Here is a 26,646-nt window from a genome sequence, read left to right as displayed (position 1 = left end):
GGTCGCGCGCGCCGGGGCCACAGGGCAGGATGTTCGGCATGAGCGAGCGCGAGCGAAGCGAGGCGACCGGACTGCCCGGCAGCGGCCTGGTCAAGGGGCTCGCCGTCACGCTGAAGACGATGACGAAACGCTCCACCACCGCGCAGTACCCGGACGTCGCCCCTGAGCTGCCGCCCCGCTCGCGCGGGGTGATCGCGCTGCTGGAGGAGAACTGCACCGTCTGCATGCTCTGCGCCCGCGAGTGTCCGGACTGGTGCATCTACATCGACTCCCACAAGGAGGAGGTGGCGGTACCGGGTGCCGCCCGCGCCCGGCAGCGCAACGTGCTCGACCGGTTCGACATCGACTTCTCCCTCTGCATGTACTGCGGCATCTGCATCGAGGTCTGCCCCTTCGACGCGCTCTACTGGTCGCCGGAGTTCGAGTACGCCGAGTACGACATCAAGGACCTGCTGCACGACAAGGACCACCTCGGCGAGTGGATGGCCACGGTGCCGCCACCCCCGGCCCACGACCCGAACGGCGAGCCGGCCAAGGAGGAGACCGCCGCCGCGCGCAAGGCCGCCGCCTCGGGCACGCCCGCCGTCCGCCCGACCACCCCGGCGGTACGCCCCGAACGCCGACCCGCGCCACCGCGCGCCACCGACGACGAAGGCAGCTCCGCGTGACCGGGGTGGACGCGCTGCTGCTCGCTCTCGGCGCGGTGGCGGTCGGCTCGGCGGTGCTGGTGGTGTCGACCCGGCACCTGGTGCGTGCGGGGCTCTACCTGGTGGTCTGCCTCGGCGCGGTGGCCGGCATGTACCTCGTCCTCGCCGCCGAGCTGGTCGCCTGGGTGCAGGTGCTGATCTACGTAGGCGCGGTGGTGGTGCTGCTGCTGTTCGCCGTGATGCTGACCCGCGCACCGATCGGCGCCTCCGACGATCTGGACCGTCCCGGCTGGCCGGCCGCGTTGATCGGCGGAGGGGCAGGGCTCGGGCTGGCGGCGTTGCTGGTCGACGCGTACCGCTGGACGACCGTGGACCTGCCCGAGGCGGGCAGCGCCGAACGCATCGGTGAGCAGGTCTTCAGCAGTTGGGTGCTGCCCTTCGAGGTGCTGTCGGTGCTGCTGCTGTCGGCACTGGTGGGCGCCATCGTGCTGTCCCGCCCCGACATCGGTGCCACCCGCACCGACCACCCAGGTGCCGGCGACGCGGGGAGGTCGCGGTGAGGCCGGTCATCCCGTACGTCACCGCCGCGCTCCTGTTCGGCCTCGGCGTCTACGGCGTGCTGCGGCGACGCAACGCGGTGCTGGTGCTGATGGCCGTCGAGCTGATGCTCAACGCGGTGAACCTGATCCTGATCACGGCTGACACCACGGCGCGGGCGGTGCTGCCGCACAGCGGGCAGGTCTTCGCGCTCTTCGTGATCGTGCTGGCCGCCGCCGAGATCGGGGTGGGCCTGGCGATCGTCCTCCAGCTCTACCGGATGCGGGCCAGCGTCGCCGTGGACGAGATTCCGCTGGCTGAACGACATGCCGGGGAGCCGGTGCCCGCCTCGACGAGTGGCCCGGCCACCGCAAGCGCACCGGAGGGACCACGGTGAGCGCCACGACGTTGGGTGCGTTGCTGCCGGCCGTACCGCTGCTCGCCGGCCTGACCGGGCTGCTGCTGCCACCGTCGCCGCGCGGCGCGACCCTCGGCCAGGCCACCGCCCGCCGCGCCGCCGCAGCCCTCGGTGTGGCCGGCGCGACCGGTGCCCTCGCCCTGGCGGTGGCCCTGCTGTTCATCATCGACGACCCGGCCGAGGCATCGACCACCTGGATCGAGCTGGGCGGGCTCACCGTCACCCTCGGGGTACGTCTCGACGGTGCCGCCGCCCTGGTCGCTGTCGCGGTCACCGCGGTCGCCCTGGCCGTGCAGGTCTACTCGATCGGCTACCTCCGGCAGGGACCGCCCGACGAACCCGACCACCGCTACCCGCCGTACGCCGCGCAGATCAGTCTCTTCACCGCCGCGATGCTGCTGGTGGTGGTCTCCGGGGACCTGATTCTGCTGCTGGTCGGCTGGGAGGTGATGGGCATCTGTTCGTACCTGCTCATCGCCCACGACCGGCGGCTGCCGGAGGCACCGGCCGCCGCGATGAAAGCGTTCCTGGTGACCCGGGTCGGTGATGTCGGTTTCCTGCTCGGCATCGCGTTGCTCGGTGTCTCGGCGGGCAGCTTCCGGATCGCCGACGTGCTCGCCCACGACCACGGCACCACCACGCTCACCGCGGCCTGCCTGCTGCTGCTCGCCGGGGTGGCCGGCAAGAGCGCACAGTTCCCGCTGCACACCTGGCTGCCCGACGCGATGGCCGGCCCGACCCCGATCTCCGCGTTGATCCATGCCGCGACCATGGTCGCCGCCGGTGTGTACGCGGTCACCCGGCTGTGGCCCCTCTTCGAGGCCACTCCGACCGCGTTGGTCGTGCTCGGCGTGATGGCCTCGGTGACCCTGCTGCTCGGTGCGCTGGCCGCCACCGCCCAGGACGACATCAAGCGGGTGCTCGCCTGGTCGACGGTTTCGCAGATCGGGTACATGACCGGGGCACTCGCCGTCGGTTCTCCACCGGCCGCGTTGTTTCACCTGCTCACCCACGCGGCGTTCAAGGCGCTGCTGTTCCTCGCCGCCGGTGCGGTGATCCACGCCGTCGGCACCTCGCTGATGTCCCGGATGGGTGGGTTGCGGCACCACATGCCGGTGACCTTCTGGTGCACCGTGATCGGGCTCGGTGCGCTGGCCGGCGTACCACCGCTGTCCGGCTTCTGGAGCAAGGAGGGCGTGCTGGCCGCCGCCGAGGACGCCCTCCTCGGACACGGTCCGGCACCGGCCTGGGTGGGATGGCTGGTGTTGGTCTCGGGGCTGATCGGGGTGGCCATCACCGCGTGGTACGCCACCCGGCTGCTGTTGCGGACCTTCTTCGGCGCCAACCGCCTTCCGGCGTCCCGCCCGCACGACCCACCCGCCACGTTGCGCTGGCCGGTGCTGCTGCTCGCCGTGCCGGCGGCCCTGCTCGGGCTGGCCGGGTTCGCGCCCTGGTTCGTCGACCGGCTGCTGTCCAGTGCTCCCGGCGAGTCGGGAGTACCCCGGTTGCTGCACGTCGGGCCGCTGATGCTGCTGCCGCTGGCGTTGCTGCTGGTCGGGGTCGGGCTGGCCTGGTCCCGGTGGCGGCGGGACAGCAGCGCCGATCCGGCCACCGCGCTGGGTCCGCTGCGGCCGGTCTTCGCCCGCGCGTTCCGCCTCGACGACGTGCAGCACACCCTGGTCGTACGCCCGACGACCGCGCTGGGTCGGCTGGCCCGTGCCGCCGACGAGCGGGTGGTGGACGGCGCGGTCACCGGCACCGGACGCGCCGCCGGTGCCCTCGGCGGCGGGCTGGGCACCCTGCACCGGGCGGCGTTGCCCCGGGCCGCCGCCGCGGTGCTGGCCGGCGCGCTGCTGATCGGCCTGGCCGCGGCCCTGATCGGAGCGACGGCATGAGCGTCGGAGATTTCCTGCTGGTTGCGGTGCTCGCCGTGCCGGCGCTGGGCGCGCTGGCCGTGGCGGCCATCCCACGCGACCGGGCGGCCCGGCTGGTGGGCACGCTCGCCGCCGCCCTGACCCTGGTGGCGGCGGTGGCGTTGGTCGCCGGCCGGGACCAGGGCTGGACGACGTACGCGGCGACGGCGTCCGCGGTGCGCCCCTGGCACTCGATCGACCTGCCCTGGGTGCCGGGCCTGGATCTGCGCTTCCACCTGGGTGTGGACGGCATCTCCTGGCCGCTGGTGGTGCTCACCGCCCTGCTCACGCTGCTCTGCTGCGGCTACAGCCTCTGGCGGGTCCCCGGCGGAGGCGACGGTCGGGCCCTGGTGGCGCTGCTGCTGGTCGTCGAGGTCGGCATCCTCGGCACCTTCCTCGCCCTCGACCTGGTGTTGTTCTTCCTCTTCTTCGAGGTCGTTCTGCTGCCGATGTACGCCATCATCGTCGGCTGGGGAGGTGACGGCACCGATCCGGCGTCGCTGGACGCGCGGCGGCGGGCGGGGCGGAAGTTCGCCCTCTACACCCTGTTCGGTTCGGTGCTGCTGCTGGTCGGGGTGTACGTCGTGGTGGCCGCCGCCGGCACCGCCGACATCATGGTGCTGACCGGCGGCAGCGAACTGTCCCGCACCACCCAGCTCGCCGCCTTCACCCTGCTCGCGTTCGCCTTCGCGGTGAAGAGCCCACTGTGGCCGCTGCACTCGTGGCTGCCCGACGCGCACACCCAGGCACCCACCGTCGGCAGCGTGCTGCTCGCCGGCGTGCTGCTCAAGATGGGCACGTACGGCCTGATCCGGGTCGCCGTCGGGGTGGCCCCCGAGGGTGCCCGATGGGCGGCGCCCGTGCTCGGTGTGCTCGCTGTCGCCGCCATCCTGGTCGGCTCGTTGGTCTGCCTGGCCCAGACCGAACTGAAGCGGCTGATCGCGTACTCCAGCGTCGGACACATGGGGTTCGTCCTGCTCGGGGTCGCCACCCTGACCGCCACCGGCATCCAGGCGGCGCTGATCGGCAACGTCGCCCACGGCGTCATCACCGGTCTGCTCTTCTTCCTGGCCGGAGCGATCAAGGACCGTACCCACACCGGCGCGTTGAGCGAGTTGTCCGGGCTGCGGGAGACCGCCCCGCGCCTGTCCGGGTTGCTCGCGTTCGCGGCGGTCGCCTCGCTGGGGCTGCCCGGGCTGGCCGGCTTCTGGGGTGAGGCGTTCGCCGTGGTCGCCGCCGTCGAGGCCGGTGGCGCGCTCTGGACCACGCTGGCGGTGCTGGCCGCGATCGGCGGGGCGCTGACTGCGGCGTACCTGCTGCGGCTGCTGCGGCGGGTGACCCACGGTCAGCCCACTCCGGCGGTCGCCGCGCTCAGTCCCGGATTGGCCGGGGCTGAACTGGTCGCCTGGACGCCACTGGTGCTGCTCGCGCTGGCCGTCGGGTTGGCCCCGACACTCGTGCTGGGCGTCGCCGAAGCTCCGGTCGAGGCCCTGGTGGGAGTGCTGCGATGAGTGAGCGCAGCGAGCGAATGATCTGGCTCAGTGCGGTGGTGCCTCGTCGCGGCGCCGAGCGTAGCGAGGTGGCGCGATGAGTGAGCGCAGCGAGCGAGTCATTCGGCTCAGTGCGGTGGTGCCTCGTCGCGGCGCCGAGCGTAGCGAGGTGGCGCGATGAGCGAGCAGAGTCTGGTGCAGGCCGTCGACCACCTGGCGCTGCTGCCGGCCTACCTGGCCGCCGGGACGGCGGTGCTGGTGTTGCTGGTGGACCTGGTGCTGGCCCGACCGGTGGCCACCGTGGTCACGGCGACCTCCGGGGCGGTCGCCACCGCGGTCGGTGCGGCGGCGGTCGGTTCGGGGGCCCAACGGCGTACGTTCTGCGTCGGCTCCGACTGCTCGTACGTCTTCGGTGGCCGAGCCGCCCTGGTCGCCGCGCTGGTGGCGCTGCTCGTTCTCGGGGTACTGGCGTTGTCCGGGCCGCTGCTGCGGGCCGGGAACACCCCGGTGGGGGAGTTCTGCTTCCTGCTTACCTGCTCGATGACCGGCGGCGTGGTGCTCGGGGCGGCCGGTGACCTGATCACCCTGATCGTGGCGGTGGAGGTGCTCACCTTGCCGCTGTACGTCCTGGTCGGGCTCCGCCGGGGCAGCCTGGCCAGCGCCGAGGCGGCGGTGACCTTCTTCGTGGTCAGCGTGGTCGCCACCGCGCTGACCCTGCTCGGTGCCGCGTTGCTCTACGCGGTCACCGGCGGGCTGCACCTGGAGCGGCTGGGCACCCTCCTCGCCGACGAGGCGCTGCTCGATCTGCCGTTGACCACGGTCGCGGTGACGCTGGTGGTGGCGGGGCTGGCCTTCAAGGTGGCGGCGGTGCCCTTCCACGCCTGGGCACCGGCCACCTACGACGGGGCACCGTTGCCGGTCGCCGCGTACCTGTCGACCGCGTCGAAGCTCGGTGGGGTGATCGCTCTGCTGGCGGTGGTGCAGCACGCGCTGCCACCGGAGGTGACCGGCCCGGTGCTGGCCCTGGTCGCCGCGCTGACCATGACCGTCGGCAACCTGGTGGCGCTGCGTCAGCGGCGTACGGTGCGGCTGCTCGCCTGGTCCTCGGTGGCTCAGGCGGGCTACATCCTCGCCCCGCTCGGCGCGCTGGCCCTGGCCGCCGACGCGGACGCCCGCACCGCCGCGTTCGCCGCCGCCCTGGCGTACGCCGTCTTCTTCGTGCTGCTGGAACTGGCCGCCTTCGCCGGTGTGGTGGCGCTGCGCCCGGCCGGCGCGGACGGTGGCCGCCTCGACGAGCTGCGCGGCGCGGCCCGCCGGCACCCGTGGGTCGGCGCCGGGCTGGCGTTCGCGCTGATCGGCCTCGCCGGTCTGCCACCCGGCCTGGCCGGACTCTTCGCCAAGGTGACGGTGGTCCGCTCCCTGCTCGGCGGCGGAGCCGGTTGGCTGGCCCTGGTGGTGGCGGTGAACGCGGTCATCGGCCTGGCCTACTACCTGCGATTCGCCGCGCTGCTCTACTCCTCGACCGGTGACGTCACGCCCCCGGTTGTCCGGCCGGCCCGTGCGGTGGCCGTGGCGCTGGCGGTGGCGACCGTGGTGGCCCTGGTCGTCGGCTTCGCGCCGCAGATCGTGCTCGATCTCGCCGCAAGCTGAACCGGGCGGACCGACGCCGCATTCCCGCCCGTCACCGTCTCAGGTAACTCTCAGTCATGAAACGGATGTTTCTCGGGTAGGGAGGTGTTGTACCGGTCAGCGGATCCATGCATCCGTGCACCGAAGGAGTGATCGTGCACCAGAACCGTCTGAAGACCGCCGCGCTGCTCGGCCTGCTCACCTCGCTGATCCTGGCGGTGGGCTACTGGTTCGGTGGCAGTGGCGGCCTGGTCATCGCCGTACTCGTGTCGCTGGTGATGAACGGCGTCACCTACTTCTACTCCGACAAGTTGGCACTTCGCTCGATGCGGGCGCAACCGGTCAGCGAGGCCCAGTTCCCCGAGCTGTACCACATGGTCCGGGAGTTGGCCGCCGAAGCCCGGCAGCCCATGCCCCGGCTCTACGTGAGCCCGACCGCCCAGCCCAACGCCTTCGCCACCGGCCGCAACCCGCAGAACGCGGCCGTCTGCGTCACCCATGGGATCGTCGAGCTGCTCGACTACCGTGAGTTGCGGGGCGTCATCGGCCACGAGTTGTCGCACGTCTACAACCGGGACATCCTCATCTCCAGCGTGGCCGCCGGCCTGGCCGGCATCATCACCATGCTGGCGAACCTCGCCCTGTTCATCCCGCTGGGCGGCAACGACGAGGACGGCCCGAACCCGCTGGTGCTGCTGCTCACCATCATCCTGGGGCCGATCGCCGCCACCGTCATCCAGTTGGCGATCAGCCGGAGCCGCGAGTTCCAGGCGGACGCCTCGGGTGCCGAACTCACCCGGGACCCGCTGGCGCTGGCCAGCGCCCTACGGAAGATCCACATGGGTGCCCAGCGGCGACCGTTGCCGGCCGAGGGACAGCTCACCAGCACCGCCCACCTCATGATCGCCAACCCGTTCCGGGGCGGCGGGGTGGCCGCGCTCTTCGCCACCCACCCGCCGATGGAGCAGCGGGTCGCCCGGCTGGAGCAGATGGCTGCGCAGCAGGGGCCGGTGCGCTACCGGCGCTGACCCGACCAACCCCTTCGCCGCCCGCGCCCGGTCCGTCCGGCGCGGGCGGCGTCGTCCTCGCGGCAGCGCCTCGTCGCGGGGTGGTGAGCGCCGCCACAGGCCCGGACCGGGTCGCTGGCCGGCAGTCGGGCGTTAGGGTCGAACCGAGTCTTGCTCATTACATCTCGTGGAGGTCCGCTGTGGCTGGGCTGCGCCGGTATCTGGCTGTCTGGCAGATCCCAGGCGCACCGACCCTGCTGATCACCGGCATCATCGGGCGGCTCGGCATCGGCATGACGCCGTTGGCGCTGCTGCTCGTCGTCGAACAGGTCACCGGACGGTACTCGCTGGCGGCCGTCGCCGGCGGCTGCTACGCCCTCTCCGGTGCCGCCCTGAGCCCGGTGGCCGGCCGCATCGCCGACCGGATCGGCCCGACCCCGGTGCTGCTCGGCACCGCGATCACCCACCCGCTGGCCCTGATCGGGCTGCTCTGGGCAGCCCGTGCCGAGACTGCCCCCTTCGCCCTGGTCCTGCTCGCCTCGGCGGTGGCGGGTGGGACGTACCCACCGATGACCGCCGCGATCCGGGGTGCCTGGAACGATTTGACCAACGTCGAATCCGGCCGGTACCACCTGCGCAACACCGCGCTGGCCGCCGAGACCACCCTGTTCGAGATCGTCTTCGTGCTCGGACCACTGCTGGTGGCCGGGTTCGTCCTCGTCGCCGACGCCGGGGCGGCGCTGGTCGGCGCGGCCGTGGTGACCCTGGTCGGCACCGTGGTGGTGGCGCTCGGCCAGGTCATGCGCCAATGGCGTCCGCACGCCCGGGAACACCACGCACGTGGCCTCGGCCCGCTGCGGGTCGCCGGCTTCCCGGCGCTGCTGCTCTGCGTGGCCAGCCTCGGCATCGCCTTCGGGGCGGCCGGCGTGACCGTCCCCGCGTTCGCCACCCGATACAGCCCGGACGACCCGGACAGCCTCGCCGGTGTGCTGCTGGCCGTCTGGGGGATCGGCAGCGCGATCGGCGGGTTCTGGTTCGGCGTCCGCCGGCCGGCACGCAACATGACCCGCCTGTTCGCCTGGTTGCTCGCCGGGGTCGCCGGCAGCTTCGCCGTCTTCGCCGTGATGCCCACGCCGGGCCTGTTGGGTGCCGCCCTGCTGATCGGCGGGGCCATGATCGCTCCCGCGCTGACCCTGGAGAACACCCTGGTCGGGCGGATCTCACCGACCGGCATGCTGAACGAGGCGTACACCTGGGTGGTGACCATGTCGGTCGGTGCGAGCGCGATCGGCGGCGCGGTCTCCGGCCTGATCGTCGACCATGCCGGCGGAGTGCCCTGGGCGTTCCTCTTCGCCGGAGCTGCGGTCGCCGTCGGAGCCGCAGTCGCCGCGCTACCCGCCGGCCCCATCGCCCGCGCGGAAGCCGCCACCGTACGCGTCGACAGCCCGGCCGTGGCCTGAACGACGCGTCGCGGCATACTCGCCCCCGCCCGGTAGCCTCTGCCGCGAGGAGGCGCACCATGGAGTTGACCGCCCCCGGCCCCGCCCACCCGGCCGTCGTCGCGAGCTGGGCGACCTCGCCGGAGGAGACTCGCCGCTGGTGTTCACGTGACCAGGTGACCGCGGAGGACGTCAGCCGCTGGGGGAGCGAGCCGGACGTGGTGCCGTACCTCGCCGTCGTCGACGGCAGGCCCGTCGGCTACGGCGAGCTGTGGCTCGACGACGACGAGGCCGAGGTCGAGCTGGCCCGCATCATCGTCGCCCCGACCCACCGGGGGCAGGGCGTGGGCCGGCAACTGGTCACCCTGCTCACCGCCCGAGCCCGGTCCCATCACCCGGCGATCCATATCCGGGTACGCCCGGACAACACCGCGGCCCTGCGGTGCTACCTCGCGGCCGGCTTCGAGCGGGTACCGGCGCAGCTGGCGGCAGAGTGGAACCAGGGGCAACCCGTCCAGTACGCCTGGCTCCGGCACCACCCCAACCCCTGAGCCAAACGGGTCTACTCGGCTACGAAGACACCGACGCCCGGCAGCGTCTCGGTCATACCCTTGATCCGTAGCACCTGCATGGCACGGTCGATCACCGGCTCGGTGACGCCGTAGTGCTCGATCAGCTCTCGTCGGCTGGGCAGCTTGGCACCAGGCGGGAATTCGCCGGACGCGATGCGCTCGGCGAGGTCGTCGGCAATCTGCTCGTAGCGGTAACGCGGTGGCACGCATTCTCCTCGGTTGGCAACACGAGTAGACCACCTACCTCAGCCCTTGACTACCCAACGGTACCTATGGGAGGTTGACCGGGAGGTCGATCCCTCGGTTGGCGCTGTCGGGCCGTCCTCGCCGACGTGGATGCCCGCCGCATCCCCCGTGACCGGGCATCCACGTCTCGTCAGCCACACAGGCGCAGCAGCGCGTCGGAGGCCGAGAGTGAAGGCGAAACCATGAGCCAGACGGAAGTGATTCGCCGGTGAGGCGAGTGTCCTATGGTGAGTACGTCGCGGCGGTGGCGCTGACTCTCGCGTACCGACATCGCCCGGTGTGGTCGTGGCGGCGGTGGCGGCGCGTGTGCCGCTGTGGTGCGGACCTGCCCTGCCGGGTCCGTCACCGCGTGCCGATCAATCGTGGGCACTGGCCGGTGCCGGATCGGCGGTGCGGTCGTGAGCCGTGATCCAGTGCCGATCGGCCGGCGCGTCGCCTACCTGCGGGTACGGCGGCGGCTGTCGCAGCAGTCGTTCGCTGACCGGTTGGGCAAGTCGAAGAGCTGGGTCGACAAGGTCGAGCGTGGGGTGCGCTCGTTGGAGCGGGTGTCGACCATCCGTGACATCGCCGCTGTTCTGCGGGTCGATGTGTCGACACTCCTCGGCCGCGATGTCCAGCCGCCCGAACTGACCGCGCGGAGCGAGGGCGTGGCGCGGATCCGGGCGGCGCTGTCGACGTACGACGCGGCACTCGGTCGCCGGGCACGCCGCGAACCCGCTTCCGATGAGCTGGCCGGGACCGTTGCCCATGCCTGGACCACCTTCCAGCATGCCAGGTACCCGTACCTGGTCGAGCAGTTGCCGTCCCTGCTCGCCGACGTGCAACGCGCCCACGCGCACGATCCGGAGGCGGCCCGAAACACGGTGGTTGAGGCGTACCGGTTGACGGCGGCACTGCTGGTCAAACTGGACGAGGCAGGTCTGGCCTGGCTGGCCGCCGACCGGGCGATGTCCGCGGCGACCGGTGACCGGTTGTTGGTGGCGTGCGCGGCGGTACAGCTCGGCCAGGCGTTGCGAACCATGCCGAGGGCGAGGTCGGTACTGCTGGCCGCCGCCTATCGGATCGCTCCGCGAGACTTCGACAGCGGTACGCCCGAAAAGCTGTCGCTGTGCGGATCCTTGCTGGTGCAGGCGGCGCTGGTGGCGGCCAGGTCGGGCGACGAGCGCGGGGCGGCTGAGCTGCTGGACGAGGCCGCCGAGCTGGCCGCCCGGGTGGGCGACGGACACGACCATCATCGGACCGGCTTCGGGCCAGCGGCTGTCGAGGTGGCACGGGTCGCCGCCGCTGCGGCGGCGGGTGATGCGGGGGAGGCGGTCGCCCGCCACGAGAAGGTGCTGACGCGGAGCGGGTGGCACTGGCTCTCCGTCGAGCAGCGGGCCACGCACCTGATCGACGCGGCGTGTGCCTACCTGCACGTCGACGAGGTCGCCAAGGCTGGTCACGCCCTGATGCAGGCTGACCACATCGCCCCGGCCGAGATACGTCACCGCCCGGCGGGCCGGGAGATGGTCGCACAGGTCGCCCGTGCTCCGGGCGCCCCGGCGACGATCACCCAGCTCGCCATCACCCTGGGCGTACTCCGCCCATGACCGCGCGGTCAGGCCGCAGGCCGGTCGAGGCTCACCGGTAGTTGGTGAACTGTAGTGCCACTCCGAAGTCCTCGGCCTTGAGCAGCGCGATGACCGCCTGAAGGTCGTCCCTCTTCTTGCCGGTCACTCGCAGCTGGTCACCCTGGATCTGGGCCTGGACGCCCTTGGGGCCCTCGTCGCGGATCTTCTTGCTGATCGCCTTCGCCTTGTCCTGCTCGATGCCCTGGATCACCTTGGCGTCGAGCTTGAAGGTTTTGCCCGAGGGGCGCGGGTCGCCCGCGTCCAGCGACTTCAGCGAGATGTTCCGCTTGATCAGCTTCTCCTTGAACACGTCCAACGCGGCCCGGACCCGCTCCTCGGTCTCCGCCTCAAGGCTGATCGCCTCCTCGCCGGACCAGGAGATCCCCGCTCCCGTGCCCCGGAAGTCGAACCGCGTCCCGAGCTCCTTCTCCGTCTGCCGGAGGGCGTTGTCGACCTCTTGGCGGTCGACCTTGCTCACGATGTCGAACGACGGGTTCGCTGCCATGCTCATGCTCCTGCTGTCCGGCTGGTTTGTGATCCTTTGGCCCTGGTTGCCCAGGGGGCGACTCCCTGACGGTACCCGGTTGCGGTGGTGGCGGGTGGAGCCGCTATCCTTGCTTCCGCTGCCGCGCCACGGTGCGGTGGTACGCCCTGGCGGGTTGCCCGAGCGGCCAATGGGAGCGGACTGTAAATCCGTCGCGAAAGCTACAGAGGTTCGAATCCTCTACCCGCCACCAGGTGCGACAACGGCCCTTGACCAGCAGAAATGCTGATCGAGGGCCGTTCTTGTTGAGCTGGCTCGGTCCGGCCGGGTCCAGTCCGTTGCGACTCGCCGTGGGAACGTCGTGGGCGGGTCGACCATGCTCGGCCCGTTGTTCGGCGCAGAGCTTGTGAATGGCGTCGGCTGCGCCGTTGAGGCGGTCTGCGGCTTGCTGCAGCGAACAGCGATCACGGCGCCGACCGCAGCGGGACACTCACGCCGGTCGGGCGGACTCGCCCTCATCGTTCTACTTTGTCCGGGCCAGGGGCTATTGTCTGCTAGACCCGCTGCACCGCCTAAGTGGGGAATGGGTGGATGGTGTCTTCTTCTAGGCTGGTCGCCGGCTCGCCGGCTCTGACCTGGCCAGTCGTTCCATTTGCCCCAGCGGAAGTGCGGCGTGGGGCGACGATCGGGCCAACCTTGAGTAAGTGAACTTTCCAGCGACGGACTGGCTGTGGCACCATCGGTGGACCTCCATCGCGTTTGTCACCCCACTAGGAGCACTGATGTCTGCTCAACGTTTGGGCCGGCTGCTCGGCTCCCTGCTGTTGGTCTCCAGCCTGGTAGTCGCGTCGAGTGTCGTTGCGGAGTCTGACTTCAGGGCGAACTCCTTCGAATGGCACATGCCTGTGCTTGGCCGCTGATCCTCTGACAGGTCTTCCGGAGCCTTGGCATCGTCCGGCACCCGCTGACACCATGCCGCGAGGGGAGCCATGACGTCTCGCCCCCGTGCCAACCGTCGGCGGACGGAGTACGCCTGGCTCATCACCGGGCCGCTCGCCTTCTGCGCTGTCGTTCTGTGCGTGGTGCTTGGGCTGACGGCGGACCCTGCCCTGGGCGAGTGGCCGCTGACCCTGCTGCTTACCGTTGCGATGGTGGCGGCTGCCTGGCCGACGATCAACGTCGTGGTACGCCGCCAGGCGCTTGCCGTCATTCCCACCGAGATTCCCCTGGTCGTCGCTCTCTACGTGCTACCACCACTGTCGGTCGTTGTGGCGTACACGGCGGCCACGGTGGTGGTGCAACTGCGGCGCAAGCTGCCGCCGGCGAAGTTCTGGTTCAACGTGTCGCTGGCGGCGGCCGCGACGTCGCTCGCCGCGATGGTCTACAAGCTGTTGCCGGCCTCCGAGGGCGTCGGGCCGGGCACGTGGGGCGTTCTCCTCGTGGCAGTCGGTGCCCACACGCTGCTCACGCTGGCCGCCGTGGTGGCGGTGATCGCGGTGGTGCAGGGCTGGCAGGCCGGGCGGGAACTGCTCCTGGCCGCCCCGCCGATGCTGCTCACGGTGGCGGTCAACCTCTCCATCGGCCTATTGATCATTATTGCCCTGGCGGGCACGCCGTGGGCGGTCGTCCTCTTCGCCGGGCTGGCTGTGGCCTTCGCGTTGGTCTACGGCTCGTACACACAGTTCATGCGCCAGCATCGGACCCTCGCCGAGATGTACGAGCTGACCAAGGCGATGACCGAGAGCGGGTCGGACGGCACCCTCATCGACGCGCTGCTGGTCCGAATCCGCAGTCTCATGCAGGCGGAGTACGCCACCCTCTGGCTTCCCGCCCAGGGCCGGCATCCTGAGGTGCTGTTGACCGCGCAGGAGGGTAAGCCGGGCCTGCTCGATTCCGCCCGCACCCCGGCGAAGCTGCGTGACACGGCGGTGACCCGTCAGGAGACAGTCGCGGTGGGCAGCCGGCTCGGTGGTGACCTGGAGCTGCGCGAGACGCTGGGGCGGGATACGGCCAAGGACGTGATCGTGGTGCCGCTGAGGTCGGGTAGAGCGGTCATCGGCACGCTCGAGGTCGCAAACCGGCTCGGAGACACCAACTTCTTCCGCGCGTCCGACATCACCGTCTTCGAGACGGTCGCCGCGCACGCCGCGGTGGCGCTGGAGAATTCCCGCCTGGTCGACCGGCTGCGGCACGACGCGTACCACGACGGGCTGACCAGACTGCCCAACCGTCGCCGGATTCTCGGCGCGCTCGCCGAGGCGGTCCGGATCCGGGCCCCGGGCGAGGTGGTCGCGCTGCTGCTCTTCGATGTCGACCGGCTGCGCCAGGTCAACGAGGCGCTCGGCCACGCCGCCGGGGACAAGGTCCTGATCGAGGTCGCTGACCGGTTGCGTGGCTGCGTGCCGTCGGCGGCGCTGGTCGGACGGGCCGGTGGTGACGAGTTCCTGGTGACCCTGCGGCTGGAGAGCGCCGAGGCGGCGGTTGAACTCGCCGGCCAGCTGCGGGAGCAGATCCGCGACGAGATGGTCTTCGACTCGCTCACCCTGGACGTCGACACCGCGGTCGGGGTGGTCGTACACCCGGATCACGGCGACGCTCCGGCGACTCTGCTGCAACGGGTGGACGTGGCCGCGACGGCGGCCAAGGCGGTTCCGGGCAGCGTGCAGCTGTACTCGCCGGCGCTGGAGTCGAGGTCGCTGCACCGGCTCAGCCTCGCCGGAGATCTGCGCAGCGCGCTCGACAACGGTGAGCTGGAGGTCTACTACCAGCCCAAGGTGACGTTGCGGGACCGTCGGCTCGTCGGGGTCGAGTGCCTGGCCCGCTGGGAGCATCCGACGCACGGGGCGGTCGCCCCGGGGGACTTCGTCGCGGTGGCCGAGCACACCGGCCAGCTGGGTCGGCTCACCGAGTTCGTGCTCCGGGAAGGGCTGCGGCGCAGCCGGGACTGGGCACACGGCGGTCAGTCCCTCGCCGTCGCGGTCAACCTCTCCGCGCGTACGCTCACCGACCAGCGGTTCCCCGAACGGGTCCGGGAACTGCTCGAGGAGTACGGCGTACCGGCGCAGCTGCTGACCCTGGAGGTGCCGGAAGCCGGCGTGCTGGACGGCACCGAGCGTCCGATCCCGACTCTGCGTCGCCTGCGGGACCTCGGCGTACGACTCTCGGTGGACGATTTCGGCACCGGTAACTCCTCGCTGGCGCACCTGCGGCGGCTGCCGGTGCACGAGGTGAAGGTCGACCACTCCTTCGTCCAGGGCATGGCGACCGACCCGGGGGACCTGGCGATCGTCAACGCCGTGGTCACTCTCTCGCAGCAGTTCGGTCTGACCGTGGTGGCCGAGGGGGTGGAGAGCGAGCTGACCCTTGAGCTGCTCCAGGACATCGGGTGTGAGGTCGGTCAGGGCTTCCTGTTCAGCCGTCCGCTGCCGTTCGAGCGTCTGGAGGCGTGGTTCGGTGCCCAGATCGACCCGGAGTCGATCTCCAGCAACGAGCTCCCGAGGCTGCGAGTGGTGCCCTGAGCTGGGAGTACGCCGACCCGGGGGATCCGATTTCATCAGCCCGGCGCGGGCGTGTACTCTTACCTCTGCGCGAGCACCGAGTGATCGCGCAGGCCCCCTTAGCTCAGTCGGCAGAGCGTCTCCATGGTAAGGAGAAGGTCTACGGTTCGATTCCGTAAGGGGGCTCAGAGGGTCCGGCTGGGCCCACCGCGGCGGTGTAGCTCAGATGGCAGAGCAAGCGGCTCATAATCGCTGTGTCGCCGGTTCAAGTCCGGCCACCGCTACTCTCGTCCGCCCCGGATTGTTTCCGGTGGTCGGTGGGACGGGCGCCACAGGCGCCCACTTTGCGTGTCTGACCAGGTGGCGCGTAGGCTTCAGCGCCGTAGTTGTATCCGTTAGCGAGGAAGGCACTCCGCCGTGGCGAAGGCGACCGATGTCCGGCCGAAGATCACTTTGGCGTGTGTGGAGTGCAAGGAGCGCAACTACATCACGCGCAAGAACCGCCGTAACGACCCGGACCGCATCGAGCTGAAGAAGTTCTGCCCCCGGGACGGGCGGCACACCCTGCACCGCGAGACGCGCTGACCTGCCCGGGCCGACAGGCCCGGCTTCCACACGTGTCACGATCGCCGGTTCGGATGGACGGCGCGGCCTGAGCCGCCGCCGACCGCTCGAACCGGCCTTCGCGCTTTGCGTGTAGGTTCGCGGCATGCCTCTGGACCAGTCCTTCGTCGGCCGGGCCTATCCGCCGACCGCCCCCTATCAGGTGGGCCGCGAGAAGATCCGCGAGTTCGCGACGGCGATCGGCGCGACCGATCCCGCCCATCACGATCCGGAGGCCGCCCGCGCGCTGGGCCACCCGGACGTGGTGGCGCCGCCGACCTTCGCGATCGTGCTCACCATGGCGGCCAACCGGCAGATGATCGAGGATCCGGAGCTCGGCATCGACTACAGCCGGGTGGTCCACGGCGACCAGCGGTTCGCGTACACCCGACCGGTGGTGGCCGGCGACGAGCTGGTCTGTGTCAACGCCATCGAGGACGTCACCAGCCGAGGTGGTCACGAGTTCGTGACCACCCGGACCGAGGTCCACACGACCGTCGGCGAGCCGGTGGTCACCGCCTGGATGAAGCTCGTCGTACGCGGGGAGGCCTGACATGGAACTGCCCACCCAGACGTTCCGGGTGACCCGGGCGGACCTGATCCGTTACGCCGGGGCCTCGGGCGACTTCAACCCGATCCACTGGAGCGACCGGTTCGCCACCAAGGTGGGCCTGCCCGGGGTGATCGCCCACGGCATGTTCACCATGGCGCTCGTCGGTCGGGCGGTCACCGCCTGGGCCGGCTCGCCCGACGCGGTGGTCGACTTCGGCGTGCGATTCACCCGCCCGGTGGTGGTCCCCGACGACGACGCCGGCACCGAGATCGTGGTGACCGCGGTGGTCCGGGAGGTGACCGAGGCGGGTCTGACCAGGCTGGACGTGACCGCCACGTGCCTCGGCGAGAAGGTGTTGTCGCAGGCGCGGGCCACCGTACGGACGGCCGGCTGACCAGCATCGGGCGGCACGTGGGGTAGACCGGTTGGGAAAGTCGGGCCGGTACCCGTACACTGGTCCGCCGTGGGGCAAGTGACCCCTGCCTGGTCGTGTGACCGGGTGGGGTGAGCGTTGCCGCACAGGGGTGTAGCTCAATTGGCAGAGCAGCGGTCTCCAAAACCGCAGGCTGCAGGTTCAAGTCCTGTCACCCCTGCGCCTCAGGCCTGACCGTTCCGTGGGTCGCGCCGCCTTCGGGTGGCGTCCGGCCCGTGGTGGTGGCATCGGCGGGGAGGTCCGAGGCATCGGGCCTTCCGGTTGATCCGCCGGCCGCGGCCCGTCCCGGGACGGTTGGTCCGGCCGGCGTGACCAAGCGCCGCGCACGCGCACCGCGTGCGACACCGACATCCCGCGACGGAGGGCGAAGTGGCCGACAACAAGCGGCGCGGCGAGGACGCCGACGACGAGCGCCTGGACGACGACGTCGTCAACGACAGCGCCGAGGACGACGCCACCGACGCGGACGAGCCGGTTTCGCGGGGTGGCACCGCCACCCGTTCGCGGGCCCGGGCGGATTCCGCTGACGGTCGCAAGACGCGTGCCGACGCCGACAAGGTGGGCCTGTTCGGCCGCATCGCGCGTTTCATCCGCGAGGTCGTGGCCGAACTGCGTAAGGTCATCTGGCCGACCCGCAAGGAGCTGCTGACCTACACGGCGGTGGTGATCGCGTTCGTCTCGGTGATGCTGACGATCGTGGCCGTCCTCGACTTCGCCTTCGCCAAGGGCGTGTTGTGGGTCTTCGGCAACCCCAGCTGACCGGCTGATACGTGCCGATAGTGACGGAAGTGAGCAAGCGTGCCTGAGTACGACGAGACCGCCGAAACCCCGGACGAGCAGTCCACGGTGGCGACGGCGGCTGGTGACGAGTCGGTCGAGGCCGCCAGCGAGCCGGAGTTCGCGATGACCGAGCCTGCTCCCGAGGAGGACTTCGACCCGGTTGCGGAGTTGCGGCAGAAGCTGCGTTACGCGCCGGGCGACTGGTACGTGGTGCACTCGTACGCCGGTTACGAGAACAAGGTCAAGACCAACCTCGAAACCCGGATCACGTCCCTCGACATGGAGGACTACATCTACCAGGTCGAGGTGCCGACCCGGGAAGAGGTCGAGGTCAAGAACGGCAAGCGTGCCCAGGTGCAGGCCAAGGTCTTCCCGGGCTACATCCTCGTCCGGATGGAGCTGACCGCGGAGTCGTACTCCTGCGTCCGGAACACTCCCGGGGTCACCGGCTTCGTCGGCGCGACCGACCGGGCCGACCGGCCGGCGCCGCTGAGCCTCGATGAGGTGCTCAAGTGGCTGGCACCGGCGGTCGAGACCGAGCAGAAGAAGGCCAAGCCGGAGGTCAAGGTCCTCGACTTCGAGGTTGGCGACTCGGTCACGGTCACCGATGGTGCCTTCGCTTCCCTGCCGGCCACGATCAGCGAGATCAATGCCGACCAGCAGAAGCTCAAGGTGCTGGTGTCGATCTTCGGTCGGGAGACGCCGGTGGAGCTGAACTTCAACCAGGTCGCCAAGATCTGATCGTCGACTGCCGGCGGCGGGCAACCGCCGCCGGTCGTCGTTCGTCCGGTTCACCCGCCCGGGCAACCTCCGTGGCTGCGGGGATCCAGGTCTGCGCTACCCTAGAACGTCGCCGCCGTCGCATGCGCGCTGACCGTGCGCGCCTCGACGGCGGTGTCGTGTGAACCTTTCCCAGTTCCAAGCCCCAGGAAGAGACATGCCTCCGAAGAAGAAGCTCGTCAAGACGTTCACGCTTCAGCTGCCGGCGGGCCAGGCCACTCCGGCACCGCCGGTCGGTCCCGCGCTCGGCCAGCACGGCGTGAACATCATGGAGTTCTGCAAGTCGTACAACGCGCAGACCGAGTCGCAGCGGGGCGACATCGTCCCCGCCGAGATCAGCGTGTACGAGGACCGCTCCTTCACCTTCGTGCTGAAGACCCCGCCCGCCGCCCGGCTGCTGATCAAGGCCGCCGGTGTGCAGAAGGGCTCGGGCGTCCCGCACACCCAGAAGGTCGGCTCGGTGACCCGCGCGCAGCTGCGGGAGATCGCCGAGAAGAAGATGGCCGACCTCAACGCCAATGACGTCGACCAGGCTGAGAAGATCATCGCCGGCACCGCCCGGTCGATGGGCCTGGACGTCACCGACTGACGTCGGTCACCGACCCGTACGGATCGTGGGAGGGCGCGCGAGCACCGCGGCCCGCCAGAGACCACAGGAGTAGACAGAAGATGCAGCGCAGCAAGAACTACCGCAAGGCCGCCGAGGCCATCGACCGGTCGAAGCTCTACGCCCCCTCCGAGGCCGTCAAGCTGGCCAAGGAGAACACCGCCGTCAAGTTCGACGCCACGGTCGAGGTCGCGATGCGCCTCGGCGTCGACCCCCGTAAGGCGGACCAGATGGTCCGCGGCACGGTCAACCTGCCGCATGGCACCGGTAAGACCGCCCGCGTGATCGTCTTCGCCGCTGGCGCGAAGGCCGAGGAGGCCGTCGCCGCCGGTGCCGACGAGGTCGGCACCGACGAGCTGGTCGCCCGGATCCAGGGTGGCTGGCTGGACTTCGACGCGGCGATCGCCACGCCCGACCAGATGGCCAAGATCGGCCGGATCGCGCGGATCCTGGGCCCGCGCGGTCTGATGCCGAACCCGAAGACCGGCACGGTGACCATGGACGTCAGCAAGGCCGTCTCGGACATCAAGGGTGGAAAGATCACCTTCCGGGTGGACAAGCACTCGAACCTGCACCTGATCATCGGTAAGGCCTCGTTCTCCGAGGCCCAGCTGGTCGACAACTACGCGGCCGTCCTCGACGAGGTGCTGCGCGCCAAGCCGTCGGCCGCGAAGGGCAAGTACCTCAAGAAGGTGACCCTCACCACGACGATGGGGCCGGGTGTGCCGGTCGACCCGAACGTGGTGAAGAACCTGCGGGAGGGCTCGGCCGAAAGCTGAGCACGACGCACCGACGCGCGGCCCCGCCACTCCTGGCGGGGCCGCGTTCGTCTGTCCGGTGTGGCGGGCCGGGCGGTGCGACGCTGGGTCGACCGGTTGGGGCTCGGTCCGTTCCGGACGGTCCGGCTGTCCCAGTTGTCGAAAGGCACCGCCCAGAAGGTCGGTCTGGCCCAGGCCCTGCTGCGTCCGCCGGGCCTGCTCGTTCTCGACGAGCCATGGGAGGGGCTGGACGCCGCGGCGCGCGAACTGGTCCCCCAGGTGGTCGACGAGGTGCTGACCGACGGCGGGTCGGTACTGGTCAGCGACCACCGCGGGGAGACGGTCCGGCTGCCCGGCGCACGGGAGTGGACGGTGGCCGACGCGGCCGTGGTCGAGCGGACCCCGCCGGGCGAGGAGACAGTCGCGGTGGTCGAGTTGGAGGTTCCGGTCAGGCAGGTGCCGGCCACCGTCGCCCGCTTGCGCGCCGAGGGCCACAACGTCCTGCGGGTACGCGGCCAGAGCCGACCACCCGAGGCCACGCGGCCGGCGGCGGGACCGCCGTCCGAGGTGGCCCGGTGACCGCCCTGGTCCGGTTCCGGCTCGCCGGCTTTCTGCGTACCGGAAGGGCGTTGGCACCGGTCCTGGCCGGCCTGCTCACCCTCGGGGTCCTCTACGGCGGCGGTCGCGCCCAGCCGGCGGAGGCGTACGGCGTGTCGGCCGTGGTGCTCTTCCCCGTGTTGGCCTGGCAGACCAAGATCCTGCTGGACGTCGAGCCGGACGTGCAGCGCCGGCTGGCACTGGTCGCCGTCGGCTCGGCGCGGGAGCAGGCGGCCGGCCTGGTCGCGGCGGCCGTGGCCGGCCTCGGTCTGGTGATGATCGCCCTGGTCTTCCCCTGGCTGGTGGGTGGGGTGACCGGTCCGAGCCTGCCGGGTGAGCGGTCAATTCCGGCAGGTGTGGCGCTTGGTCTCTGGGCGCATCTGCTCGCCCTGCCAGGAGCCGTGGCGCTGGGCGCGCTGGCCAGCCGGGTGATCACCCGCAGCGCCGGGTACGGTGTGGCGGTGCTCACCTCCGGTGCGGTCGCCGCACTGGTTCTCGGTCTCTCCAAGTCGGTCGCGCCGTGGTTGGCGCCGCCGCTGCTCCCCACCGCCAGGGCGCTCGTCGGACCGTTGCCCGGGTCGACCGCGCTGCTGCTGACGGCGTGGGCGTTGGCGTGGGCGGCGGTGGTGCTGGCTGGCTATGCCCGCGCCCGCACCGGGCGTGCCTAGTGCGAGGAGCAGCCGGTCAGCGTCGCGGCGGTGGAGGGCGGACCCGCCGGGGGCGATTTGGCGCTCCCCTGGGGTGTCGCGTAGCCTGGTGAGCGAAGTTCCACCCAGAGACCGCTGGTCACCGTGCCCCGGGCACGGTCGAAGGTCCCGCGAAGACGGGCGACCCGCGCAGGGCGGCAAGCGAAATCGGCTGCATCCTGTGGTCCGCCGACCACCTGATCCTGCCGCCCTCGCCCCGTGCGCCCTGCGCCGGGGCTTTTCTGTTGCCGCGATACCTCCGCCCCGTCACAGGCGCTCGCCTACGACGGTGACCAGCCTCGAGCAACGAGAGAGGAGGGACATGGCGGACAAGCCGATCCGGGCCGACAAGGCCACGGCCGTCGCAGAGCTGACCGAGAGCTTCCGGAACTCGGGTGCCACCGTGCTGACCGAGTACCGCGGTCTGACGGTTTCCCAGCTCACCCAGCTGCGGCGCTCGCTCGGCAAGGAGACCAGTTACACGGTCGCCAAGAACACGCTGGCGAAGCGTGCCGCGGCGGACGCGGGCATCTCCGGCCTCGACGAGCTGTTCTCCGGTCCTACCGCGCTGACTTTCGTTTCGGGCGACGTCGTCGAGGCGGCGAAGGGCCTTCGCGACTTCGCGAAGGCCAACCCGAAGCTCGTCATCAAGGGCGGCGTCTTCGAGGGCAAGGCCATTTCCGCGGCCGAGGTCACGAAGCTCGCCGACCTGGAGTCCCGCGAGGTACTGCTGGCCAAGCTGGCCGGCGCGATGAAGGGCAACCTGAGCAAGGCCGCGGCCCTGTTCCAGGCCCCGCTGTCGAAGACCGCCCGCCTGGCGGCCGCCCTGCAGGACAAGCGCGAGAAGGAAGGCGCCGAGGCGGCCTGAGGTCGCGCCGGCACACCACGTTCTTAGTTTGAACCATGAGAAAGGACGCCAGACATGGCGAAGCTCAGCACCGACGAGCTGCTCGACGCGTTCAAGGAGATGACGCTGATCGAGCTCTCCGAGTTCGTGAAGCAGTTCGAGGAGACCTTCGAGGTCACCGCCGCCGCTCCGGCCGCGATGATGATGGCCGGTCCGGCTGCCGGTGGTGCCGCCGCCGAGGCCGAGCCGGAGAAGGACGAGTTCGACGTCGTCCTCGAGGCTGACGGTGGCAAGAAGATCCAGGTCATCAAGGTCGTGCGTGAGCTGACCGGCCTGGGCCTCAAGGAGGCCAAGGACCTGGTCGAGGCCGCCCCGAAGCCGGTCCTGGAGAAGGTCAACAAGGAGGCCGCGGACAAGGCCAAGGCCAAGCTGGAGGGTGAGGGCGCCAAGGTCACCCTCAAGTGACCTGAGCCTCACCTGACCGTCCCGGCTCGGTTGGTGGAACCGGGGCAGACCACTTCGCGGTGGGCGGCGATCCGACAGTGGATCGCCGCCCACCGTGTTCGTGGAGCCGTCGCAACCGGCATGAGCAGGGCTTCGAGCCTCGGTCCACGGTGCGCGGACGGGGTCGGCGGGCTCGCCCTCCGGTGGGAAAGAGCGTCCGATGCCGACGGGAGCCCTTGACGCGGCCCTGGACTGCCAGGCACGCTGGCATCAGCAAGACCTTCCGCGCTTGCGACGGCCACCGCGTGGGTAATGCAGCGGCAGCACCACTCGCCATGCAGACCTGGGCGGCCCGGCAGGGACGTTGCGTTCTGAGCGGCCCGGTGCGACCCGTTCGAGGGGTCCCCGAGGCACGTTCCGCAACAACCTGCGGGGTGTGCTGGACAGCGGTTAGCCTCTCGGCTACACTGCTAGTTTGCGCTGCCTTCCGACTTGACCCCTGCTCGGAAATGTCCGTTTGTGGATATTTTCTGGTGGGGTCATTGGAGTGCACGCGTACCAGCCGTTCTGCAGCACCGGTCCTCGGAAGGACGCATCTTGGCAGCTTCCCGCCCTGCGAAGACCAGTCGTACGTCGAGCGCATTCGCTCCCCGCCGAGTTTCCTTCGGTCGGATCACCGAACACCTCGAGGTCCCCAACCTCCTCGCCATTCAGAACGAGTCCTTCGACTGGCTCGTCGGCAACGAGGCTTGGCAGGGCCGGTCGGCGGACGACCCGCACGCACGCTCGGGTCTCGCGGAGATCCTCGACGAGATCAGTCCCATTGAGGACTTTTCCGGCACTATGTCGCTCTCCTTCTCGGCGCCGCGCTTCGACGAGGTCAAGGCCTCGATCGAGGAGTGCAAGGAGAAGGACCTCACCTACTGCGCGCCACTGTTCGTGACCGCGGAGTTCACCAACAACACCACCGGCGAGATCAAGAGCCAGACGGTGTTCATGGGTGACTTCCCGATGATGACGCCGAAGGGCACCTTCATCATCAACGGCACCGAGCGTGTGGTCGTCAGCCAGCTCGTCCGCTCGCCGGGCGTGTACTTCGACAAGCAGCCGGACAAGACCTCCGACCGCGACCTCTCCAGCGTCAAGGTCATCCCGAGCCGGGGTGCCTGGCTGGAGTTCGACATCGACAAGCGCGACACCGTCGGCGTCCGTATCGACCGCAAGCGCCGGCAGGCCGTCACGGTGCTGCTCAAGGCCATCGGATGGTCGGCCGAGCAGATTCGTGAGAAGTTCGGCTGGTCCGAGCTGATGATGACGACGCTCGAAAAGGACCACATCGCCGGTCAGGACGAGGCGCTACTCGACATTTACCGCAAGCTGCGCCCTGGCGAGCCGCCGACCCGCGAGAACGCCCAGACCTTGCTCGACAACCTCTTCTTCAACCCGAAGCGGTACGACGTAGCCAAGGTCGGTCGATACAAGTTCAACAAGAAGCTCGAGCTGGACGTGCCGATCACCACCGGCACGCTGACCGAGGACGACATCGTCGCCACGGTGGAATACCTCTGCCGGCTACACGCCGGTGAGGAGGGCTACGAGGCCGACGACATCGACCACTTCGGCAACCGGCGGCTGCGTACCGTGGGCGAGCTGATCCAGAACCAGGTTCGGGTCGGCCTGTCCCGGATGGAGCGGGTCGTCCGCGAGCGGATGACCACCCAGGACGTCGAGGCGATCACGCCGCAGACCCTGATCAACATCCGTCCGGTCGTCGCCGCGATCCGGGAGTTCTTCGGCACCTCGCAGCTGTCCCAGTTCATGGACCAGACCAACCCGCTGGCGGGCCTGACCCACCGGCGCCGGCTGAGCGCGCTCGGCCCCGGTGGTCTGTCCCGGGAACGGGCCGGCTTCGAGGTCCGTGACGTGCACCCGTCCCACTACGGTCGGATGTGCCCGATCGAGACGCCGGAAGGCCCGAACATCGGCCTGATCGGCGCGCTGTCCACCTTCGCCCGGGTCAACCCGTTCGGCTTCATCGAGACGCCGTACCGGAAGGTCATCGACGGTCGGGTCACCGACCAGATCGACTACCTGACCGCGGACGAGGAGGACCGGTTCGTCAAGGCACAGGCCAACGCCCCGCTGCGGGCCGACGGCACGTTCGCCGAGGACCGCGTCCTGGTCCGGCGTAAGGGTGGCGAGACCGAGGACGTCGCGCCGGGTGCCGTGGACTACATGGACGTGTCGCCGCGGCAGATGACCTCGGTCGCGACCGCGATGATCCCGTTCCTCGAGCACGACGACGCCAACCGCGCCCTGATGGGCGCGAACATGCAGCGCCAGGCGGTGCCGCTGGTCAAGGCCGAGTCCCCGCTCGTCGGCACCGGCATGGAGTACCGTGCCGCCGTCGACGCCGGCGACGTGGTCGTGGCCGAGGTCGGTGGCGTGGTCGAGGACCTCTGCGCCGACTACATCACCGTCCACCAGGACGACGGCCACCGCCGGACGTACCTGCTGCACAAGTTCCGCCGCTCCAACGCCGGCTCCTGCGTGAACCAGAAGCCGGTGGTCTTCGAGGGCGACCGCGTCGAGGCCGGCCAGGTCATCGCCGACGGTCCGTGCACCGACGAGGGCGAGATGGCGCTCGGGCGCAACCTCCTGGTGGCGTTCATGTGCTGGGAGGGCCACAACTACGAGGACGCGATCATTCTGTCGCAGCGCCTCGTGCAGCAGGACGTCCTCACCTCTATCCACATCGAGGAGCACGAGGTCGACGCCCGGGACACCAAGCTCGGCCCGGAAGAGATCACCCGCGACATCCCGAACGTCAGCGAGGAAATGCTCGCCGACCTCGACGAGCGCGGCATCATCCGGATCGGCGCCGAGGTCGTCCCCGGCGACATCCTGGTCGGCAAGGTCACTCCCAAGGGTGAGACCGAGCTGACCCCGGAGGAGCGACTGCTCCGCGCGATCTTCGGTGAGAAGGCGCGGGAGGTCCGGGACACCTCGCTGAAGGTGCCGCACGGTGAGACCGGCACGGTCATCGGCGTGCGTACCTTCTCCCGCGAGGACGGCGACGAGTTGCCGCCGGGCGTCAACGAGCTGGTCCGGGTCTACGTCGCCCAGAAGCGGAAGATCCAGGACGGTGACAAGCTCGCCGGTCGACACGGCAACAAGGGCGTCATCTCCAAGATCCTGCCGGTCGAGGACATGCCGTTCCTGGAGGATGGCACCCCGGTCGACATCGTGCTCAACCCGTTGGGTGTGCCGAGCCGGATGAACATCGGCCAGGTGCTGGAAACCCACCTGGGCTGGGTGGCCAAGACCGGTTGGAAGGTCGAGGGCGACGACGCCGAGTGGAAGCGTCAGCTCCAGAGCATCAGCGCCGACTCCTCCGAGCCAAACACCAACGTGGCCACTCCGGTCTTCGACGGTGCCCGCGAAGAGGAGATCTCCGGTCTGCTCGCGTCGACCCTGCCCAACCGGGACGGCAAGCAGCTGATCGGGGCCACCGGCAAGGCGCAGCTGTACGACGGCCGCTCCGGCGAGCCGCTGCCCGACCCGATCGCCGTCGGCTACATCTACATCCTGAAGCTCAACCACCTGGTCGACGACAAGATCCACGCTCGGTCGACCGGTCCGTACTCGATGATCACGCAGCAGCCGCTGGGTGGTAAGGCGCAGTTCGGTGGCCAGCGCTTCGGTGAGATGGAGTGCTGGGCGATGCAGGCCTACGGTGCCGCGTACGCCCTGCAGGAGCTGCTGACGATCAAGTCGGACGACGTCCTCGGCCGGGTGAAGGTCTACGAGGCCATCGTCAAGGGCGAGAACATTCCCGAGCCGGGCATTCCGGAGTCGTTCAAGGTGCTGCTCAAGGAGCTGCAGTCGCTGTGCCTCAACGTCGAGGTGCTGTCCAGCGACGGTGTGGCCCTGGAGATGCGCGAGACCGACGACGAGGTGTTCCGGGCCGCGGAGGAACTGGGTATCGACCTTTCCCGGCGTGAGCCGAGCTCGGTCGAGGAAGTGTGACGTTGGGGTTTCGGGGCGGGGCGACCCACTCCGGGCGGTC

Annotated in this window: 25 protein-coding genes and 4 tRNA genes; 27 read left to right on the top strand and 2 right to left on the bottom strand. The window is 70.1% G+C overall.

Annotation, left to right across the window (positions count from 1 at the left end):
• Nucleotides 1-29 precede the first annotated feature (29 nt).
• From Vlu01_RS10980 to Vlu01_RS10940, 9 genes are all read left to right on the top strand, one after another.
• Nucleotides 30-668, top strand: coding sequence for a NuoI/complex I 23 kDa subunit family protein (locus Vlu01_RS10980; protein ID WP_203997285.1), 639 nt, complete (start codon nucleotides 30-32; stop codon nucleotides 666-668).
• Complete coding sequence (locus tag Vlu01_RS10975) at nucleotides 665-1,207, top strand: NADH-quinone oxidoreductase subunit J family protein (RefSeq protein ID WP_203997283.1); 543 nt, start codon at nucleotides 665-667, stop codon at nucleotides 1,205-1,207. The genes Vlu01_RS10980 and Vlu01_RS10975 overlap by 4 nt, the downstream gene beginning before the upstream one ends.
• Nucleotides 1,204-1,581: an NADH-quinone oxidoreductase subunit NuoK gene (gene nuoK, locus Vlu01_RS10970; RefSeq protein WP_203997281.1), complete on the top strand. Its 378-nt coding sequence runs from the start codon at nucleotides 1,204-1,206 to the stop codon at nucleotides 1,579-1,581. Before Vlu01_RS10975 ends, nuoK begins: the two co-directional genes overlap by 4 nt.
• Nucleotides 1,578-3,497 carry an NADH-quinone oxidoreductase subunit 5 family protein gene (locus Vlu01_RS10965; RefSeq protein WP_203997279.1) on the top strand — a complete coding sequence of 640 codons (1,920 nt, stop codon included), beginning with the start codon at nucleotides 1,578-1,580 and terminating at the stop codon, nucleotides 3,495-3,497. The genes nuoK and Vlu01_RS10965 overlap by 4 nt, the downstream gene beginning before the upstream one ends.
• On the top strand, nucleotides 3,494-5,026 hold the full coding sequence (locus Vlu01_RS10960; protein WP_203997278.1) for a complex I subunit 4 family protein: 1,533 nt from the start codon (nucleotides 3,494-3,496) through the stop codon (nucleotides 5,024-5,026). The genes Vlu01_RS10965 and Vlu01_RS10960 overlap by 4 nt, the downstream gene beginning before the upstream one ends.
• Before the next feature lie 156 nt (nucleotides 5,027-5,182).
• The gene (locus Vlu01_RS10955) at nucleotides 5,183-6,655 is read left to right on the top strand and encodes an NADH-quinone oxidoreductase subunit N (RefSeq protein ID WP_203997277.1); all 1,473 of its coding nucleotides are present in this window, start codon (nucleotides 5,183-5,185) and stop codon (nucleotides 6,653-6,655) included.
• Nucleotides 6,656-6,789: 134 nt separating this feature from the next.
• Nucleotides 6,790-7,662 carry a zinc metalloprotease HtpX gene (gene htpX / locus Vlu01_RS10950; protein ID WP_203997276.1) on the top strand — a complete coding sequence of 291 codons (873 nt, stop codon included), beginning with the start codon at nucleotides 6,790-6,792 and terminating at the stop codon, nucleotides 7,660-7,662.
• Between the two features lie 179 nt (nucleotides 7,663-7,841).
• Nucleotides 7,842-9,101 (top strand): MFS transporter, encoded by a 1,260-nt coding sequence (locus Vlu01_RS10945; RefSeq protein WP_203997275.1) that lies wholly within the window; start codon nucleotides 7,842-7,844, stop codon nucleotides 9,099-9,101.
• 59 nt (nucleotides 9,102-9,160) lie between these two features.
• Nucleotides 9,161-9,631: a GNAT family N-acetyltransferase gene (locus Vlu01_RS10940; RefSeq protein WP_203997274.1), complete on the top strand. Its 471-nt coding sequence runs from the start codon at nucleotides 9,161-9,163 to the stop codon at nucleotides 9,629-9,631.
• Nucleotides 9,632-9,642: 11 nt separating this feature from the next.
• Here Vlu01_RS10940 and Vlu01_RS10935 read toward each other — a convergent pair whose 3' ends face one another.
• The gene (locus tag Vlu01_RS10935; protein WP_203997273.1) at nucleotides 9,643-9,858 is read right to left on the bottom strand and encodes a winged helix-turn-helix domain-containing protein; all 216 of its coding nucleotides are present in this window, start codon (nucleotides 9,856-9,858) and stop codon (nucleotides 9,643-9,645) included.
• Between the two features lie 438 nt (nucleotides 9,859-10,296).
• Here Vlu01_RS10935 and Vlu01_RS10930 point away from each other — a divergent pair, with 438 nt between their 5' ends.
• Nucleotides 10,297-11,487, top strand: a complete 1,191-nt coding sequence (locus tag Vlu01_RS10930; RefSeq protein WP_239095827.1) for a helix-turn-helix domain-containing protein — start codon at nucleotides 10,297-10,299, stop codon at nucleotides 11,485-11,487.
• 31 nt (nucleotides 11,488-11,518) lie between these two features.
• On the opposite strand, the gene Vlu01_RS10925 is transcribed toward Vlu01_RS10930, so the two are convergent.
• Nucleotides 11,519-12,013, bottom strand: a complete 495-nt coding sequence (locus tag Vlu01_RS10925) for a YajQ family cyclic di-GMP-binding protein (RefSeq protein WP_203997271.1) — start codon at nucleotides 12,011-12,013, stop codon at nucleotides 11,519-11,521.
• A gap of 148 nt (nucleotides 12,014-12,161) precedes the next feature.
• On the opposite strand from Vlu01_RS10925, the gene Vlu01_RS10920 reads away from it, so the two are divergent.
• The 17 genes from Vlu01_RS10920 (at nucleotide 12,162) to rpoB (ending at nucleotide 26,606) form a co-directional block, all read left to right on the top strand.
• Nucleotides 12,162-12,245 (top strand) — tRNA-Tyr (locus tag Vlu01_RS10920).
• A 736-nt stretch (nucleotides 12,246-12,981) separates the two neighbouring features.
• Entirely contained in the window at nucleotides 12,982-15,510 is a 2,529-nt protein-coding gene (locus Vlu01_RS10915; protein ID WP_203997269.1) for a bifunctional diguanylate cyclase/phosphodiesterase, read from the top strand.
• A gap of 92 nt (nucleotides 15,511-15,602) precedes the next feature.
• A tRNA-Thr gene (locus tag Vlu01_RS10910) sits at nucleotides 15,603-15,675 on the top strand.
• A gap of 25 nt (nucleotides 15,676-15,700) precedes the next feature.
• Nucleotides 15,701-15,773 (top strand) — tRNA-Met (locus tag Vlu01_RS10905).
• Nucleotides 15,774-15,906: 133 nt separating this feature from the next.
• Complete coding sequence (gene rpmG, locus Vlu01_RS10900; protein WP_093403583.1) at nucleotides 15,907-16,074, top strand: 50S ribosomal protein L33; 168 nt, start codon at nucleotides 15,907-15,909, stop codon at nucleotides 16,072-16,074.
• 124 nt (nucleotides 16,075-16,198) lie between these two features.
• A complete protein-coding gene (locus Vlu01_RS10895; protein WP_203997267.1) occupies nucleotides 16,199-16,645 on the top strand; it encodes a MaoC family dehydratase N-terminal domain-containing protein in 447 nt (148 codons plus the stop codon).
• A gap of 1 nt (nucleotide 16,646) precedes the next feature.
• Nucleotides 16,647-17,039 carry a MaoC family dehydratase gene (locus Vlu01_RS10890; RefSeq protein ID WP_203997265.1) on the top strand — a complete coding sequence of 131 codons (393 nt, stop codon included), beginning with the start codon at nucleotides 16,647-16,649 and terminating at the stop codon, nucleotides 17,037-17,039.
• Nucleotides 17,040-17,165: 126 nt separating this feature from the next.
• Nucleotides 17,166-17,238 (top strand) — tRNA-Trp (locus Vlu01_RS10885).
• Nucleotides 17,239-17,447: 209 nt separating this feature from the next.
• Nucleotides 17,448-17,837, top strand: coding sequence for a preprotein translocase subunit SecE (gene secE / locus Vlu01_RS10880; RefSeq protein WP_203997263.1), 390 nt, complete (start codon nucleotides 17,448-17,450; stop codon nucleotides 17,835-17,837).
• Nucleotides 17,838-17,876: 39 nt separating this feature from the next.
• Nucleotides 17,877-18,599 carry a transcription termination/antitermination protein NusG gene (gene nusG / locus Vlu01_RS10875; RefSeq protein WP_203997261.1) on the top strand — a complete coding sequence of 241 codons (723 nt, stop codon included), beginning with the start codon at nucleotides 17,877-17,879 and terminating at the stop codon, nucleotides 18,597-18,599.
• Nucleotides 18,600-18,795: 196 nt separating this feature from the next.
• Nucleotides 18,796-19,227 (top strand): 50S ribosomal protein L11, encoded by a 432-nt coding sequence (gene rplK / locus Vlu01_RS10870; protein ID WP_203997258.1) that lies wholly within the window; start codon nucleotides 18,796-18,798, stop codon nucleotides 19,225-19,227.
• Between the two features lie 80 nt (nucleotides 19,228-19,307).
• On the top strand, nucleotides 19,308-20,024 hold the full coding sequence (rplA, locus tag Vlu01_RS10865) for a 50S ribosomal protein L1 (protein WP_203997256.1): 717 nt from the start codon (nucleotides 19,308-19,310) through the stop codon (nucleotides 20,022-20,024).
• A gap of 60 nt (nucleotides 20,025-20,084) precedes the next feature.
• Nucleotides 20,085-20,582 (top strand): ABC transporter ATP-binding protein, encoded by a 498-nt coding sequence (locus Vlu01_RS10860; RefSeq protein ID WP_275409306.1) that lies wholly within the window; start codon nucleotides 20,085-20,087, stop codon nucleotides 20,580-20,582.
• Nucleotides 20,579-21,268 carry a hypothetical protein gene (locus Vlu01_RS10855; RefSeq protein WP_203997254.1) on the top strand — a complete coding sequence of 230 codons (690 nt, stop codon included), beginning with the start codon at nucleotides 20,579-20,581 and terminating at the stop codon, nucleotides 21,266-21,268. Before Vlu01_RS10860 ends, Vlu01_RS10855 begins: the two co-directional genes overlap by 4 nt.
• 340 nt (nucleotides 21,269-21,608) lie before the next feature.
• The gene (rplJ, locus tag Vlu01_RS10850) at nucleotides 21,609-22,154 is read left to right on the top strand and encodes a 50S ribosomal protein L10 (protein WP_203997253.1); all 546 of its coding nucleotides are present in this window, start codon (nucleotides 21,609-21,611) and stop codon (nucleotides 22,152-22,154) included.
• Between the two features lie 54 nt (nucleotides 22,155-22,208).
• Nucleotides 22,209-22,598 (top strand): 50S ribosomal protein L7/L12, encoded by a 390-nt coding sequence (gene rplL, locus Vlu01_RS10845; RefSeq protein WP_203997252.1) that lies wholly within the window; start codon nucleotides 22,209-22,211, stop codon nucleotides 22,596-22,598.
• Nucleotides 22,599-23,174: 576 nt separating this feature from the next.
• Nucleotides 23,175-26,606, top strand: a complete 3,432-nt coding sequence (gene rpoB, locus Vlu01_RS10840) for a DNA-directed RNA polymerase subunit beta (RefSeq protein ID WP_203997251.1) — start codon at nucleotides 23,175-23,177, stop codon at nucleotides 26,604-26,606.
• Nucleotides 26,607-26,646: the final 40 nt, after the last annotated feature.

The sequence above is a fragment of the Micromonospora lutea genome (assembly GCF_016863535.1).
In the GTDB taxonomy this organism is placed as follows: domain Bacteria; phylum Actinomycetota; class Actinomycetes; order Mycobacteriales; family Micromonosporaceae; genus Micromonospora; species Micromonospora lutea.
The sequence above is the reverse complement of the archived record's forward strand: the minus strand, read 5'-3'. Positions and strand labels throughout refer to the sequence as shown.

Excerpts from the sequence above, each read along its gene's own strand:
- Vlu01_RS10980 (WP_203997285.1), top strand. The coding sequence starts at position 30 with ATGTTCGGCATGAGCGAGCGCGAGCGAAGCGAGGCGACCGGACTGCCC.
- Vlu01_RS10960 (WP_203997278.1), top strand. The coding sequence starts at position 3,494 with ATGAGCGTCGGAGATTTCCTGCTGGTTGCGGTGCTCGCCGTGCCGGCG.
- Vlu01_RS10955 (WP_203997277.1), top strand. The coding sequence starts at position 5,183 with ATGAGCGAGCAGAGTCTGGTGCAGGCCGTCGACCACCTGGCGCTGCTG.
- Vlu01_RS10940 (WP_203997274.1), top strand. The coding sequence starts at position 9,161 with ATGGAGTTGACCGCCCCCGGCCCCGCCCACCCGGCCGTCGTCGCGAGC.
- Vlu01_RS10925 (WP_203997271.1), bottom strand. The coding sequence starts at position 12,013 with ATGGCAGCGAACCCGTCGTTCGACATCGTGAGCAAGGTCGACCGCCAA.
- Vlu01_RS10915 (WP_203997269.1), top strand. The coding sequence starts at position 12,982 with ATGACGTCTCGCCCCCGTGCCAACCGTCGGCGGACGGAGTACGCCTGG.
- Vlu01_RS10895 (WP_203997267.1), top strand. The coding sequence starts at position 16,199 with ATGCCTCTGGACCAGTCCTTCGTCGGCCGGGCCTATCCGCCGACCGCC.
- Vlu01_RS10890 (WP_203997265.1), top strand. The coding sequence starts at position 16,647 with ATGGAACTGCCCACCCAGACGTTCCGGGTGACCCGGGCGGACCTGATC.
- rplK (WP_203997258.1), top strand. The coding sequence starts at position 18,796 with ATGCCTCCGAAGAAGAAGCTCGTCAAGACGTTCACGCTTCAGCTGCCG.
- rplA (WP_203997256.1), top strand. The coding sequence starts at position 19,308 with ATGCAGCGCAGCAAGAACTACCGCAAGGCCGCCGAGGCCATCGACCGG.
- rplJ (WP_203997253.1), top strand. The coding sequence starts at position 21,609 with ATGGCGGACAAGCCGATCCGGGCCGACAAGGCCACGGCCGTCGCAGAG.
- rplL (WP_203997252.1), top strand. The coding sequence starts at position 22,209 with ATGGCGAAGCTCAGCACCGACGAGCTGCTCGACGCGTTCAAGGAGATG.